The sequence below is a fragment of the Asticcacaulis sp. AC460 genome, assembly GCF_000495795.1.
Lineage (GTDB): Bacteria > Pseudomonadota > Alphaproteobacteria > Caulobacterales > Caulobacteraceae > Asticcacaulis.
Genome location: NZ_AWGD01000010.1, coordinates 99,830 through 115,132 on the forward strand (window position 1 = coordinate 99,830; position 15,303 = coordinate 115,132).

At 62.0% G+C, this 15,303-nt stretch carries 12 protein-coding genes; 3 read left to right on the forward strand and 9 right to left on the reverse strand.

Annotated features, from left to right (window positions below; translation table 11 throughout):
- Positions 1–33: 33 nt before the first annotated feature.
- Positions 34–2,166, reverse strand: a complete 2,133-nt coding sequence (locus tag ABAC460_RS31200; protein ID WP_023452557.1) for an alpha-glucuronidase family glycosyl hydrolase — start codon at positions 2,164–2,166, stop codon at positions 34–36.
- 231 nt (positions 2,167–2,397) lie between these two features.
- Positions 2,398–3,606, reverse strand: a complete 1,209-nt coding sequence (manD, locus tag ABAC460_RS31205) for a D-mannonate dehydratase ManD (RefSeq protein WP_031236506.1) — start codon at positions 3,604–3,606, stop codon at positions 2,398–2,400.
- A 665-nt stretch (positions 3,607–4,271) separates the two neighbouring features.
- On the opposite strand from manD, the gene ABAC460_RS31210 reads away from it, so the two are divergent.
- Both ABAC460_RS31210 and ABAC460_RS31215 read left to right on the forward strand, forming a co-directional pair.
- Positions 4,272–7,373, forward strand: a complete 3,102-nt coding sequence (locus ABAC460_RS31210; RefSeq protein ID WP_023452559.1) for a TonB-dependent receptor — start codon at positions 4,272–4,274, stop codon at positions 7,371–7,373.
- A 130-nt stretch (positions 7,374–7,503) separates the two neighbouring features.
- Positions 7,504–8,262, forward strand: coding sequence for a FadR/GntR family transcriptional regulator (locus tag ABAC460_RS31215; RefSeq protein WP_023452560.1), 759 nt, complete (start codon positions 7,504–7,506; stop codon positions 8,260–8,262).
- 21 nt (positions 8,263–8,283) lie between these two features.
- Here the strand turns inward: ABAC460_RS31215 and ABAC460_RS31220 are convergent, their stop codons facing one another.
- From ABAC460_RS31220 to ABAC460_RS31250, 7 genes are all read right to left on the reverse strand, one after another.
- On the reverse strand, positions 8,284–9,255 hold the full coding sequence (locus ABAC460_RS31220) for a quinone oxidoreductase family protein (RefSeq protein WP_023452561.1): 972 nt from the start codon (positions 9,253–9,255) through the stop codon (positions 8,284–8,286).
- Between the two features lie 22 nt (positions 9,256–9,277).
- The gene (locus ABAC460_RS31225) at positions 9,278–10,213 is read right to left on the reverse strand and encodes a nucleoside hydrolase (RefSeq protein ID WP_023452562.1); all 936 of its coding nucleotides are present in this window, start codon (positions 10,211–10,213) and stop codon (positions 9,278–9,280) included.
- The gene (rutA, locus tag ABAC460_RS31230; protein ID WP_023452563.1) at positions 10,203–11,282 is read right to left on the reverse strand and encodes a pyrimidine utilization protein A; all 1,080 of its coding nucleotides are present in this window, start codon (positions 11,280–11,282) and stop codon (positions 10,203–10,205) included. Before rutA ends, ABAC460_RS31225 begins: the two co-directional genes overlap by 11 nt.
- A 2-nt stretch (positions 11,283–11,284) precedes the next feature.
- A complete protein-coding gene (rutD, locus tag ABAC460_RS31235) occupies positions 11,285–12,106 on the reverse strand; it encodes a pyrimidine utilization protein D (RefSeq protein ID WP_200863658.1) in 822 nt (273 codons plus the stop codon).
- Position 12,107: 1 nt separating this feature from the next.
- Positions 12,108–12,494: a pyrimidine utilization protein C gene (gene rutC, locus ABAC460_RS31240; protein WP_023452565.1), complete on the reverse strand. Its 387-nt coding sequence runs from the start codon at positions 12,492–12,494 to the stop codon at positions 12,108–12,110.
- 154 nt (positions 12,495–12,648) lie between these two features.
- Entirely contained in the window at positions 12,649–13,335 is a 687-nt protein-coding gene (rutB, locus tag ABAC460_RS31245; RefSeq protein WP_023452566.1) for a pyrimidine utilization protein B, read from the reverse strand.
- Between the two features lie 98 nt (positions 13,336–13,433).
- Positions 13,434–14,051: a TetR family transcriptional regulator C-terminal domain-containing protein gene (locus ABAC460_RS31250; protein ID WP_023452567.1), complete on the reverse strand. Its 618-nt coding sequence runs from the start codon at positions 14,049–14,051 to the stop codon at positions 13,434–13,436.
- 336 nt (positions 14,052–14,387) lie between these two features.
- On the opposite strand from ABAC460_RS31250, the gene ABAC460_RS31255 reads away from it, so the two are divergent.
- Entirely contained in the window at positions 14,388–15,302 is a 915-nt protein-coding gene (locus tag ABAC460_RS31255) for a ribokinase (protein WP_023452568.1), read from the forward strand.
- Position 15,303: the final 1 nt, after the last annotated feature.

Below are 15,303 nucleotides of genomic sequence, written 5' to 3' on the forward strand. Positions count from 1 at the left end.
AAACCGGATTACGCATCAATGGGTGAGAAAAGATTACCCCCGCCCCGGCGCGTAGGGGAAGACGCGCTTGCGGTATTGCTCGACGGTGATGCCCGGGAGCGTATAGCCCGCCGGCAAGGGGCGTTTCGACACCGACTGGAAATATGTCAGGCAGGCGTCGCGCCACCATTGCGCTTCGCGTTCCTGGATGGCCAGGTTGGCGGCCACCGCGTTGAAGCGCTCCGAATCGATATCGCCTTCAAGAGTGGCCCAGGTTTTCCGCATGGCCGAGACCTCGTCGACACCCTGGCTGTAGGTGACGACCAGTTCGTCCCACAGGGGGCGACCGGACTTCATCTTGAAGTCCCACGGCACGTGGTGGAACCACAATAGGAAACGCTCATCGGTCTTTTTGGCCTCGAGCCATGGTTTGGCGGCCTGGGGCGTATATTGACCCAGGGCGTTGGAGCCGGTCTTGGTCCGGTCGAAGCCGATGCCGTTCAGATCGGCCTTGTGGTAATAGGCCGGGTTCCATTCCGGCCGGCCCAACTCCGACACCCAAGGCCCTGGGCCGTAATGGTGGCCGGTATCCATCAGGTGGGCCAGGCCCAGCGGCGTCATATAGTGCACCACGGCTTCGCGTGAGCCCATCATCATCGGAACGATGGTCGAGACAACCTTGGGGTCGTTGCTCCAGGTCATGCGCGTCCAGTCCTCGGCGATCTCGGCTGATTTCGTGTCAGGATTCCAGGCAAAGCGGCCGAAGGCGTACCAGTTGGCCTGGTCGAAGTCCGAACCCGACCAGTTGCGGTCATCACCGATATTGGCCACCCCGGCCATGCCCGTCAGCGTATGGCCGTCGAGGCTGCCGTCGATAACCTTGGCCACGGTCGAGCCCTTGCCCTTGGCGAAGGTATCGGCTTGCAGGACCTCCTCCCACATCGGGGCCAAGTAGGCGAGATGGGTGGAAAAGCCGAGATATTCCTTGGTGATCTGGAACTCCATCATCTGCTGGGTCCTCGGCATGGCGCCGAACAGCGGATGAAAGGGCTCGCGCGGCTGGAAGTCGATGGCGCCGTTCTTGATCTGGACCAGAACATTGTCGGCAAACTGGCCGTCAGTCGGCTGGAACTCCAGGTAGGCTTGCTTGGCGCGGTCGGTGGCGTCATGTTCGGAGTAGACAAAGGCCCGCCACATGACGATGCCACCGTGGGGTTTCAACGCCTTGGCCAACATATTGGCGCCCTGGGCGTGGGTGCGTTTGTAGTCGCCGGGGCCGGGCTGGCCTTCGGAATTGGCCTTGACCAGGAAGCCGCCGAAGTCGGGGATAATGGTATAGATTTCGTCAGCCTTGGCCTGCCACCAGGCGGCGACGTCCGGATCTTCCGGGTCGGCGGTCTTGAGCCCGCCCAGGTCGATCGGGGCCGAAAACCGCGCCGACAGATAGACCTTGATGCCGTAGGGCCGCAGGACATTTGCGATGGCAGCCGCCTTGCGCAGGTAGGGCTCGGTCAGCGAATCGGCCTTGGCGTTGACATTGTTGAGCACGGCACCATTGATGCCGATCGAGGCATTTGCGGCGGCATAGTCGTCATAGCGCGCATCGACCCGGTCGGGCAGCCGCCACCAGTCCCACAGCGACGTACCGGCATAGCCGCGCTCGACATGGCCGTCGAGATTGTCCCAGTGATCGAGCACACGCAGGTCCAGTTTCGGGGCGTCCTGAATGTCGAGGCCGGCGGTCGATTTCTGCGTCTGGATCAGGCTGAGATAGCGGAAGGCGCCGTAGAGGACGCCGATATCGCTGCCGCCGGCAATGACGGTGACGGGATGGCCGTCCAGGGTGGTGGACCGGATGACGAAGCCTTCGCGATCGAGGCCTACGGGGATGGCGAAGCCACGGCTGTCAGCGGGCGTGGCCAGGACGATAGCGCCGTCTGCGATGGTGTTGCTGGTCATCGGCGCGGCCGCGAGGAGGCCACCTAAGCCACGCTGCAGTTCGCGTTTGGCGACATCCAGGGTCGGGGTGCTGCCCGTGACGATGGCCGTGGCGCGGGTTTTGTAATCAGCGCCCTGCGAGGCTTCGACCGGCTTGTAACGCAGCCAGAGGTCATAGCCATCTTCGGCATTGGCAGCGGTCGCGGCTGAAAACAGCAGGCAGAAGGCAATCAGCAGTCGGCGAAGCATCGGCATTTCCTCAATCTGCGGAGTTGACCTCCGACGTTCGTATTGCCCCACCACCCCACTTCGCCTTCGCTTTGCTACGGCTTCGTGCGGTCCCCCTCCCCAACACGTGGGGAGGAGAAGGTAAGAACGACTTATCTTTTCTTTTCCTCCCCACGTGTTGGGGAGGGGGACCGCGCTAGCGAAGGCCAAAGGCCGTAGCGACGCGTGGTGGTGGGGTTTCTTTCTTGAACCCTACCAGTCGAACATCGTCCCGTCACGCAGGCGATTCACCGGCAGGTAGGCGCGTTTATAGGGATACCTGGCCGCCTTGGCCTCGTCGATGTCCACGCCCAGGCCCGGCGCGTCGCTGACATCCATATAGCCCTGGCTTAAACTATAGCCGTGCGGGAAGACCTCGTAGGTCGCATCCGTATGCCGCATGAATTCCTGAATGCCGAAGTTCGGAATCGACAGGTCGAAATGCAGCGCCGCCGCCATGGTCACCGGCGACAGGTCCGTCGCACCGTGACAGCCCGTCTTGACCCCGAAGACATCGGCGAACTGAGCAATCTTGCGCAGGTGACTGATTCCGCCAGCATGAACCACCGTCGCCCGGATATAATCGATCAACTGGTTCTGGATCAGGTCCTTGCAGTCCCAAAGGGTATTGAAGATTTCCCCCACGGCCAGGGGGGTCGTCGTATGCTGGCGGATCAGACGGAAGGCCTCCTGGTTCTCGGCCGGCGTCGCGTCTTCGATCCAGAACGGGCGGTACGGCTCCAGGTCCCGACCCAACCGGCCGGCCTCGATCGGCGTCAGGCGATGATGGACGTCGTGCAATAGGTGAACATCCCAGCCCAGGGCCTCGCGTCCCGCCTTGAACAACTCGGGCACGATGCGCAGATAGGCCGCCGTATCCCACAGATTTTCCGTTGGCAACTCGTTGTCGGCGGGCTCATAGAACAGCTTGTCCTTCGACACGCCATAGGTCGAGGCCAGGCCCGGCACGCCGCACTGCAGCCGGATCGCCTTGTAGCCGGCGGCCTTGTAGTCCTGGGCCACCTCCAGCGTATCCTCGATCGAGGTGCCGTTGGCATGGCAATAGACCATGACGCCATCGCGGCAGCGGCCGCCCAGAAGCTGATAAACCGGCAAGCCGGCCAGCTTGCCCTTGATGTCCCACAGCGCCGTATCGACCGCAGCAATGGCCGACATGGTCACCGGACCGCGGCGCCAATAGGCGCCCTTGTACAGATATTGCCAGATGTCCTCGATGCGGTGAGCGTCACGGCCGATCAGGACCGGAATGACGTGCTCTTCCAGATAGGCAACGACGGCCTTTTCGCGGCCGTTCAGGGTGGCGTCACCCAGACCATAGACGCCCTGGTCGGTTTCGATCTTCAGGGTGACCAGGTTGCGGCCGGGACAAGTGACAATCACCCGCGCCGAGCGGATGGTCACCGGGCCGAAGGTGTCACGCGCCACCTCGGGGCTGGACACCGCTACGGTCTTTTCGGGGGCACGGCTGGAATCCGGCATGCACGCTTACCTCGTCTTTCCGCCCTCGAACCCTGCTGCGGCGCCCCTTCCAAGGCCCCCCGACACGCCCCGAACACAGATATTCAGGAACGCACACCAGCATTGGTCTTACCAATATCTCACTTTGATCCGATCCAGCCGTCAATTGCAAGCTTTTTTGTCGGACATCGCGCTTTTGGATGACGGAATACATGTAAACGCTTACGCACGCTCATAAATTTGGTCTGCACATGGTCAGATCAAATTCCGCAGATGCGAAGGCTTTCCGGCACAGAACATCGTTTCAAAAATGACACATCAGACCATTAATTCTTCCCACGATCAGACAAACAAAAAGGTCAAGCCATGAATTTATTATTCATTTAATTCAATTATTTATCACCTATAAAAATACACACCTCAGCGCTTTTGCAACGCGTTTGAACGGAAAGCGCTGTCAATCTCCGACCATCATCCCGCATATTGGTCAGGCCTTTATTGACAAAACAGGACAGGCCAACTACCACTGCGCCCATGAGAACCGGCGCCAAAGCCGGCTCCTATAAGAACACGACACCGTGCACACCCTGAACAGGGAGAGGAAAATCATGGCTTTCACATCGGGGAACTCCCGTAATTTCAAACTGGCGCTGCTGGGCGCCACGCTGCTGACCGGCCTGTCGGGCCTCGGTGTATCCGCAGCCAACGCCCAGACCGCCGCCCCGGCCGGCGAAGACTCCGTCGTCGTCGTTACGGGCTACCGCGGCTCGCTGCAGAACTCGACGGCCGCCAAGAAGCGTGCGGTCGGTTTCGAAGACGCCATCTACGCCGAAGACATGGGCAAGTTCCCGGACACCAACCTGGCGGAATCGTTCAACCGCATCCCGGGCATCACTATCGCCCGCGAAATCACCGGTGAAGGCACCACCATCGCCATCCGCGGCCTGGGCTCGTCCTTCACCCGCGTGCTGCTGAACGGCGCACCGGTGTCGGTGGCCTCGACCGGCGACGTCAATACCAGCAACTCCAACCGCGAAGTCGACCTCGACATCTTCCCGCCGGAGCTGTTCACCCAACTGACCGTCACCAAGTCGCCCAGCGCCAGCCTGGTCGAAGGCGGCGCCACCGGCGCGGTCAATATGCGCCAGGCCCGTCCGTTCGACGTCAAGGGCGACAAGATCCAGTATTCCTTCTCGGGCATCAAGAACAGCCTGGCCGACGACATGGGCTACAAGGGTTCGTTCCTCGTCTCCAAGAAGTGGGGCAATTTCGGCGTCCTGGCCGGTATCGCCCACCAGAAGACCCAGATCTCGGTCGAGGGTTATGAATCGATCGGCTGGACCAATGCCAACCTGAACGCGGCCATGAACCCGGCTTCGAGCCGCAACAATACCGGCGGCGGCAACTGGACCATCCCGGCCACGGTTCCAGCGAATGCCGGCAACGGCCTGATCACCGGCACCACCATCGACCAGGCCCTCCTGCTCGCCAAAAACCCCGGCCTGACCATCCAGCAGATCGACAACGGCCTGATTCCGCGCCTGTCGCGTCCGATGCACTATTACGGCACGCGCGAACGGACCTCGGCTGTCCTCAGCTTCGAATGGCGTCCGAACGAAGACATGCGCTTCTGGCTGGACACCATGGCCACGGAAAAGAAGAACGACCAGGAACGCACCGACATGAACCTGGTCGGCCGTAACGGCTCGGCCATTCCGCTGAACATGATGGTCGACCGCAGCGACTGCAGCAACGGCTGTATCGTCACCGAAGCGACCCTGGCCAATGCCCAGTTCTTCCTGGAATACCGGCCGTTCGACGAAAAGAACACCTTCCAGTCGTTCAATCCCGGCTTCACCTGGCAGATCGCCGACGACCTGAAGTGGACGTTCGACGCCAACTACACCAAGGGCGAATTCCGCCGCGACTCGCCGACCTTCCTGGTCGTGACCCCGGCGTCGTCGGGCGTGACGGCGACCCTGAAGAACACCGACGGCCATCCGACGGTCACCGCCAATATCGACCTGAACGATCCGAAGAACTTCACCTGGAACGGCGGGCGCGTGAACCTGCAGTCGGAAGAACGCGAAACCCAGACCCGCGGCTTCCACACCGACCTGATGTGGGGTACGCCGGACTTCAATATCCGCTTCGGCTATGCCTATGACGACATGCAGCGCAAGATCACGCCGTATGACAATTCCCAGGCGTGGCAGAACGCGGCCTGCGGCAACAACCCCAGCCTCTTCCTGCCCGGTCCCAACTCGCAGCCGGCCTGTAAGGGCGAAGTCATCACCGACCGCACGGCCGCCCTGGCCGCCGGCTATCCGGCCTATCCCGGTTACGGCACCTTCTACACCGCCGGCGCCACCGGCACGGTCAATTACCGCGGCTCGCTGATCCCGCAAACCGCCCTGGCCAGCTACATGATGCCCGGACCGTTCGGCTATGTGAACGTCGACTGGGACCGCTTCGCCAAGGATTCGAAGTATTATGAATTCCTGGCCAGTGCCCCGGCCGCCGGCGGCTCGAACATCAGCTCGCCGCGCTCCTTCATCAAGGAAAAGGTCGAAGGTGCCTACATCCAGGTGACCGGCGACCGTGACATCTTTGGTCACCGCCTGCGCTACGACTTCGGTATCCGCGCCGTGACGACCGACCAGACCATTGCCGGACAGCTGTCCTTCGCCGATCCGCGCAATACCCCGGTCACAGGTCCCGCCCCGGCGGACGGCGGCCGTTATCCGGCGATCGTCAACTTCGTCTACACCACGGCCAAGTACAAGAACTACCTGCCGTCGGTGAACCTGGCCTTCAACGTGAAGGACAATCTGCTCGCCCGCTTCGCGATGTCGCAGACCATGACGCGTCCGAACCCCAGCAGCATGCTGCCGGGCCTGAGCTTCGGCAGCCCGTCGGCCGATATCGGCTCGGTCGGCAATCCGTCGCTGACGCCCTACCTGGCCGACAACCTGGACTTCGGCCTGGAATGGTACACCGGTGCGGAAGGCTATGTCTCCGTGACCGCCTTCAACAAGAAGGTCACCGGCTTTACCGCCAACCAGAACAACACCTATGCCTTCTCGTACCTGAACAACTACGGCGTCAACTACGATACGCTGAACCCGACCCAGCAGCAGGCCCTGCGCACGCGCTGCGGCTGTACCGACCTGGCGACCATCAACAACCTCCCGATCATCCTGACCCAACAGGTCAATGCTTCGGGTGAACTGACCATCGACGGCCTGGAATTCGCCTGGGTGCAGCCGCTGGATCAGTGGTTCGAGTCGCTGGATGGCTTCGGCTACAGCGCCAACTACACCTCCATCAAGCAGAAGGGTACAGGCGCCGCGCCGGCCATCGCCCTGGGCGTGCCGGAAACGACCTGGAACTTCACGGCGTTCTACGAAAAGCACGGCTACTCCGTGCGCCTGTCGAACACCTATCGTGACGGTTCCCAGGCTTCAGGCGCCAACCAGAACGGCATCACCAACGCCGCCCTGTTCAACGAAAGCTACGAGCAGTTGGACCTGTCGGCCAGCGTCAACCTGAAGGAAGCCTTCGGCCTGGGCGTCGACCTGGACCTGACCCTGGACGCGACCAACCTGACCGACTCGACCCTGACGCAGAACTTCCAATATGACGGCGCGCCCATGTGGTACTACACCCCGGGCAAGACGGTCATGTTCGGTGTTCGCGGCCGGTTCTAAAAAACAGCTGTAAAAAGTGTAACCTGGTCTTCCCTGAGCAACGGCCAGCCTTCCATGGCTGGCCGATTTTTTCGTTGAAAGCGAAGGTGATAAAGGTCATACCTTTTTAAGAATCACCGTTACAGCGCCGATGTCCGAAACCAAGAAACTCTATCGTCAAATCGCCGATTCCATAGCTGCCGAAATCGAGTCCGGACGTTACAAGCCCGGCGACCGGCTTCCGACCGAGCGTGACCTGGCGGTTCAGTTCGGCGTCTCGCGCCCCACCCTGCGTGAAGCTTTGATCGCCCTGGAAATCCTGGGCATGATCGAGGCCAAACACGGCCACGGCATTCTGGTCGTCGAAAACAAGGGCAAGGCCGCGCCAATCAGCGACTCCGAAATCGGCGCCTTTGAGCTGATCGAGGCCCGGCGGCTGTTCGAGGGCGAGGTCGCGGCCATGGCGGCGACCCTGGTCCATGATGATCAGATCGAGGAACTGGAGCGTCTGGTCCGGTCGATGGACGACCCCGACCCGGCCAAGGCCGAGGCCGCCGACCGCGAATTCCACATCAGCATCGCCAACATCACCGGCAATGGCGCCATGGTCGCCTGTGTCGAGAACCTGTGGGACTGGCGTTACCGCTCTCCCCTGGCCAAGACCATCCTGGCCCGGGCGGCGGATCTGGGCATGAAGCAGCGCATCGACGAACATACCGGCATCATGAATGCCTTGAAGGCGCGTTCGGCGGTCCAGGCGCGTCAGGCCATGCATGACCATATGGACCGGGTGATTGAGCACCTGCTGAACGCCACCGAGGTTCTGGCGGTCGAGAATGCGAAGCAAGCCAGCCACGAGCGCCGCAAAGCGATGAGCCACCGTTTCAAGGCCCTGTCGACCGGCGGGTAATTGCTACTTGTGTCAGACCGCTCAGGGCACCAGGATCGTGGCGCCCGTCGTTTGCCGTCCTTCCAGAGCCTCATGCGCCGCGCGGGCGTCCTTCAGGTCGAAGCGCTGGCGGATATCGACCGTGATGATGCCGCTCTCGATCAGCTCGAACAGTTCCGCTGCCGCTGCCAGCAAGGTCTCACGATCGGGGTTATAGGCCCACAAACTCGGCCGGGTCATGAACAGCGAGCCCTTGGCATTCAGGATACCGATGTCAAACGGCGGGATCGGCCCGGACGACTGGCCGAACGACACGAACATTCCCAGCGGCCGCAACACATCCAGCGAGCCCGGAAACGTATCCGTGCCGACGGAATCATAAACGACATCGACCTTGCGGCCGTGGTTTAGTTCCACGGCCCGCGCCACGAAATCCTCATCGCGGTAGTTGATGACGTGGTCGTAGCCGTGCTTCAGCGCCAGTTCGACCTTCTCTGCCGAACCGGCCGTCCCGATCACCGTGGCGCGCAGATGCTTGGCCCACTGCCCGAAGATCAGCCCGACCCCGCCGGCAGCGGCATGGAACAGCACCGTATGTTCGGCCGACACCTTGAAGGTCCGCCGCAGCAGGTATTGCGCCGTCAGGCCTTTCAGCATGACCGCGGCGGCGGTTTCGTCGCTGATGCCGTCGGGCAGGGGGATCAGCTTGTCGGCCTTGACCAGCCGCGCCTGCGCATAGGTGCCGGGGCCGTCGAGATAGGCGACCCGGTCGCCGACCGCCACCTCGGTCACGCCATCGCCGATGGCCTCGACCACGCCGGCGGCTTCATTGCCGGGGATCAGGGGCAGGGCGGCCTTGTACAGGCCGCTGCGGAAATAGGTGTCGATGAAGTTGACGCCGATGGCGGTGTGACGCACCCGCGCCTGGCCCGGACCCGGCTGACCAACCTCGATGTCTTCGAGCGCCATGACCTCCGGCCCGCCGGTAGTGTGTACCCGTATCGCCTTGACCATCATGAACCTCCGTCAGAGGTCCTTAAGGTAGGCGCCGCAGCCGCTCAAACAAGAGGTCGTAGAAGCCCACGGCCTCGGCATCGTGGATGAAGTTGACATTGGCGGGGCGGTCGGTGGCCTTGAACCAATCGACCACGGTCATGCCTAAGGTCAGTGGGCTCTGGGTTTCGACCGAGACATTGACCGCACGGCCGGTGAACAGTTCCGGTTTCAACAGATAAGCGATGGTGCACGGGTCGTGCAGCGGCGCCCCTGCCCAGCCATATTTTTTGATGTCGAAGCGTTCGGAGGCTTTGAGCATGATCGCCGCCTTCGGTCCGGTGACATTGCCCATATCGCGCAACACCTGCAGCCGGTCCTGGGTCGACAGCACCTTGTGCGTGGCGTCCAGCGGCAAAAGCGTCAGGGGCGCACCGCTGTTGAGCACCATATCGACGGCATCCGGATCGACATAGGCGTTGAACTCGGCGGTCGGGGTGACATTGCCCAGTTCGCGCCAGGCACCCAGCATCATGACCACTTCGCGAACCCGGGAAGCGATGTCCGGCGCCTGCTGGAACGCCCGGCCGAGGTCGGTCAGCGGCCCGAGCGTGACCACCGTGACGTCATCGATTGCGCGCAATGTTTCGACGATAAAGTCGACGCCGGACTGCGCTTCGACCGGATAGGTCGGATCGGGCAGGTCGGGACCGTCCAGCCCGGTTTCGCCATGGACATGTTCGGCCGTGACCAGGGTTTGCCGCAACGGCCGATCGGAACCGGCAAACAGCTTGACATCGGTCCGGCCCGACAGTTCCAGGATCTTGCGGGCATTGTTCAGCGTGTGGCGCAGCGGCGCATTGCCGGCGACCGCCACGACGCCCAGGATATCGAGCTCCTCCGGCGAGGCCAGGGCCAGCAGCAGCGCCAGGGCATCGTCCTGGCCCGGATCGGTATCGATGATGATCTTACGCGGCATCGACTTTCAGGTGCTGGCGGGTTTTCATCAACGGCTGGATCTTGGTGCCGAAGTCGTCCATGCCCTTGACGAAATCATCGAAGGTCAACAGCACGCCGCCGGTGCCCGGAACCTCGGCCATCTCATCCAGCATGGCCGCGACCTTGGCGTAGGAGCCGACCAGCGTGCCCATATTGATGTTCACCGCCGACACGGTGTCGGACAGCTGCACCGTATTGGTGGTCTTGTTGACGGCATTGGGCGCCGACTGCGCTTTCAGCCACTTGACCGCGTCCTCATCGACCCCGTCGCGATAGGACTGCCACTTGGCCTCGGCCGCGGCGTCGGTCTCGTCGGCAATGACCATCATCAGCACAAAAGTCGAGACATCGCGACCGGTCTTGTCGGTGGCGGCTTTCAGGCGGACATTGTTCTTCTCGAACGCCTTGGGCGTATTGACCCCGACGCCGAGACAGAAGGCGTAGTCGGCATATTGCGCCGAAAAGGCCAGGCCTTCGTCGGACGACCCGGCACAGATGATCTTGGGCGCCACCGCCGGCTTCGGGCTGACCTTGCAGTCGGTCATCTCGAAATACTGGCCCTTGAAATCCGACACGCCGGTGTCGAACAGGTCGCGCAGGATCTGGGCGTATTCGCTCAGCATGTCGTAGCGCTTGAGGTAGTGCTGCTCGCCCGGCCACAGCCCCATCTGATCGTACTCGGCCTTTTGCCAGCCGGTGACCAGGTTGATGCCGAACCGTCCGGGCGCGATCGAATCGATGGTCGAGGCCATCCGCGCCACGATCGCCGGCGGCAGGGTCAGGGTCGCCGAGGTGGCAAAGATCTTGATCTTCGACGTCACCGCCGCCAGCCCGGCCATCAGGGTGAAGCTTTCGAGATTGTGCTCCCAGAACTCGGTCTTGCCGCCGAACCCGCGCAGCTTGATCATGCTGAGCGCGAAGTCGAGGCCATAGCTCTCGGCCTTCTGCACGATGGTCTTGTTCAGCTCGAAGCTGGGCATGTACTGCGGCGCGTTCTCGGAGATGAGCCAGCCATTGTTGCCGATGGGGATGAAGACGCCGATTTCCATGGTTAGCCCTGGTCCTGTTGCGAAACGACTTTGAGAAATTCTGTCAGGTATCCGTTAAAATCTTCCGGCACGGTGACGTTGCAGGCATGCCCGCCCCACGGCAGTCCGACGAACTGCGAATCCGGCAACCCGTCCGACAACGCCACCGACGACCGCACCGGCACCAGCATGTCGTCCAAAGCGGCGATGACCAGGGTCGGCGTCTGTATCTCTTCCAGTTTTTGCGAAATGTCGAACTCGGCCAAGGCGCGGATGCGGGCGCGCAAGGTCGCCTCGCTCTGGAACCCCGCTGCATGGTGGGCGGCCTGCGCATCCAGTTCGTCGAGATGGGCCGAAATCCATTCCGCCGGAAACAGGAAGATCGGCTGGGCGCGCAGATAGGCTTCCGGCCCGCCGGCCTCGTAAATGCCCAGACGGATATCGAAACAGCGCTTGAAATGGCGGTCGGCCTTGGCCCAGCCGTTGACGACGGTCAGCGATTTGACGACCTGGGGCCGGTCCAGCGCCAGCTGCAGCCCGGCAATCCCCCCGGCGGCGTGGCCGACGACGTGAGCGCTGTCCAGATCCAGCCCGGTGATGATGCGGTACAGGTCGTCGGCCAAGTCAGCAGCGCTGTAGTCGTCCCCGATGTCGCGCGCGCTCTCGCCCGTGCCGCGGTGGTCGTACAGGACGACTTGATAGCCTGACAGCGCCGAGAGTTGCGGCCGCCAGTAGGCGCCCAAACCGCCCAGGCCCGCCGACATGATCACCGGTTCGCCCGAGCCATAGACCGTCACTGCCAGCCCGTTGATGAACTGGAATTCGCCGTCTGAAACAGGGGCCAACTCAGCGACCGACATGGGCGACGGAGGCGATTTCGACCACCAGGCCGGGCTTGACCAGACCGCATTGGATACAGAAACGCGCCGGCTTCTCGCCCGGGAAATACTCAGCATAGACCGCGTTCATGGCGGCATAGTGCGCCCAGTCGGTCAGGAAGATGTGGTTGAAGGTGACGTCGTCCATGGTGCCGCCGCCGGCCTCGACCACCTTCTTGATCGTTTCGAGGATATGGCGGGTCTGGGCCGAAGCATCGTCCGGGGCATGGATCGACCCATCCGGATCGATCGCCAGGGTGCCGGAAACATAGACCACACCGTCGGCCTTGGTGCCGGATGAATAAGGCGCCAACGGCTTGGGGAAGCCCGGCGGATTGATGGATGTCTTGGGCATGGGAACCTCCTACGTGACTGTTTGTAAATGGGTGATGCTGGCCTGCAAAGCGCCGCTTTCTGTGCTTCCGGTGCTCACGTACTGAAGTACGCTCCGCTCCGGTTCTCGAAATCAGCCCTTTTCGGCTCAGCCTGACCCATTTCCATAACAGTCACTATGTGATGGCGTTGACGAAATCATCGACCGTGGCGACCCAGCCGAAGAAGGTTTCGATGTTGTAGACCGTCGCCTGCTGGATGAAGGCCGGCCCCAGCTGGTGCGTGGCGTCTTCCAGCATGACGCCGAAATATTCGAGATGGAAGCCGTCGCGCAGGGTGCTTTCGACGCAGACATTGGTGGCGATGCCGACGAAGATCAGGTTGCGGATGCCACGCGACCGCAGGATGCTGTCGAGCTGCGAGTTAAAGAAAGCGGAATAGCGCGTCTTGGCGACCTTGATGTCGCCGGGCTGGGGCTGGAGGTCGTCGATGATGTCATAGTCCCAGCCGCCGCGCGCCAGCAGCTTACCCTGGAGATTGGGGTTGCGGCGCATGGTTTTCAGGGCGTTGGATTTGTGCCAGTTGGGCGAGAGCGGCGTGCCGGCCTCGACATAGTCGGGGTCCCAGCCGTTTTGCAAATAGACGACCTGGATGCCGGCTTCACGGGCGGCCGTAAGCGTGCGTTTGATATTGGCGATGGTCGATTGCGCGCCGGAAATATCGAAGCCCGCCAGATCGACATAACCGCCCAGCGAGGCATAGGCGTTTTGCATGTCGATGACGATGACGGCGGTCTCAAGCGCCTTGAGCGAGAGCGCTTCCGGCCGTGCGGGCAGGTCGAACGGGGCCGTTTCTGCACTCATGAAACCCTTGCTCCTTATCGGCTGGAGGCTTCCAGTCTGATCAGCTAATCAGAGAATTTCGGCCATGGCAAGCGCGTTTTTCTGGCAGTGCAGCAGGCTCAAATCGCCAAGCCGCGCAGGATGATTTCGGAAATCGATTCCTCCGCGGCTTCGAAATGCGCCTTGGTCAGTTTCGGCACGTCCATAATCACCCGGATCTGGGCGCCGAAATCTGCATAGTGCTGGGTCGCGCTCCAGATCAAAAACACCAGATGGTACGGATCGACCGCGCGGATCTTGCCCGCCGCCACCCAGCCTTCGATGGCTTCGGAAAACAGGCGGACATTGTCGCGCACCCGGGTCTTGAGCATCGTCTTCAGTACCGCTGCGCCCTGCAGAACTTCGTTGGCGAAGACCCGCGACGATTCCGGGAACTGCCGCGACAGCTCCATCTTCCGGCCGATATAGCGCCGCAGCTCTTCCTGGGGCTCACCCGCCGGATCGAGGTCGCCGATCAGGTCCAGCCACAGGCTCAGCGTCTGGTCCAGCACGGCGGCGTACAGGTCGGCCTTGGTCTTGAAATAGTTGTGCAGGTTGGGTTGCGACATGCCGGCGCGTTCGGCCACCTTGTCGATGGTGGCGCCATGGTAGCCATAGGCCGCGAAGACATGCTGGGCGGCGTCCAGGATCTTGGCCGTATTACGCTGTTTCAGCCGTGACTGTGGCGGTTTCCCCATGGCGCCCTAGCCTAAGCCTTTTGTTCAAAAAATTGAAGCCGTAATCAGAAAAGGCTGGCAAACTTTTGTTTTCATGTAAATTTGCGGCAAACGGTTCTTTCTTCTCCTCTCCACGAAGTGGGGAGTGGGACCGCGAAGCGGTAGAGGGGTATCTTTGCTGTCGGCACGGCTGGCTTATTCAGATCCCGGATGGTTCTGAACCCCAGCGGCGGCTGGGCCTTCCCATACCCCTCCACCGCTTCGCGGTCCCCCTCCCCATTGCATGGAGAGGAGGGAGCTTGAACATGTCTGATGCGATAGCCTTGTTGGCAAAGCGCACGGGTCGGAGGTCAGGTCATGTCTATCGTCGTTGCCGGCAGTATCAATGTCGATGTTTTTCTCGACGTCACAGCCCTGCCCAGGCCTAACGAGACCATCATCGGCAAGGCCATGCGCCAGGCCATCGGCGGCAAGGGGCTGAACCAGGCCGTCGCCTGCGCCAAGCTCGGTGTCACGACCCACATGGTCGCGGCTGTCGGTGACGACGCCCTGGCGCCCCAGGCGACCGGCTTTCTCACGGCCAACGGCGTCCTGACCGATCATGTCAAAGCCCTGCCCGGTGCGACAACGGGCCTTGCCAATATCCTGGTCGCCGAAGACGGCCAGAACATGATCGTCGTCACCCCCGGCGCCAACGGCCTGTTGTCGCCCGCCGATATCGATGCTGCGGAAAGCGTTATTGCCGCTGCGAAAGCCCTGATCGTCCAACTCGAAGTCCCGATCCCGACCGTTCGTCATGCCCTAGAACGCGCCCGCGCCCACGGCGTATTGACCGTGCTCAATCCGGCGCCAGTCGATCCGGCAGCTCTGGACCTGATGCCCCTGGCCGACCTGGTCACGCCCAACGAAACCGAACTGATGAAGCTGACCGGCATACCCGACCTGTCCGAGGCCTCACTTATCACCGGCCTTAAGGCCCTGGTCGCCGCCGGAGCGAAACAGGCCCTGGTGACGCTCGGCTCCGAAGGCTGCGCCGCCCTGATCGACGGCGCCCTGGTCCGGCTGCCCGCCTATAGGGTCAAGGCCGTGGATGCCACCGGCGCCGGCGACATCTTCAACGGCGCGCTGGTGACACGCCTAGTCAAAGGCGACAATCTGGTCAACGCCATGCGCTATGCCTCCGCCGCGTCGGCGCTTTCGGTGACCGTGAAGTCAGCCAATACCTGCCCGACGCCGGATCAAGTCACTCAACTGATGGCGCAACAGCCATAAA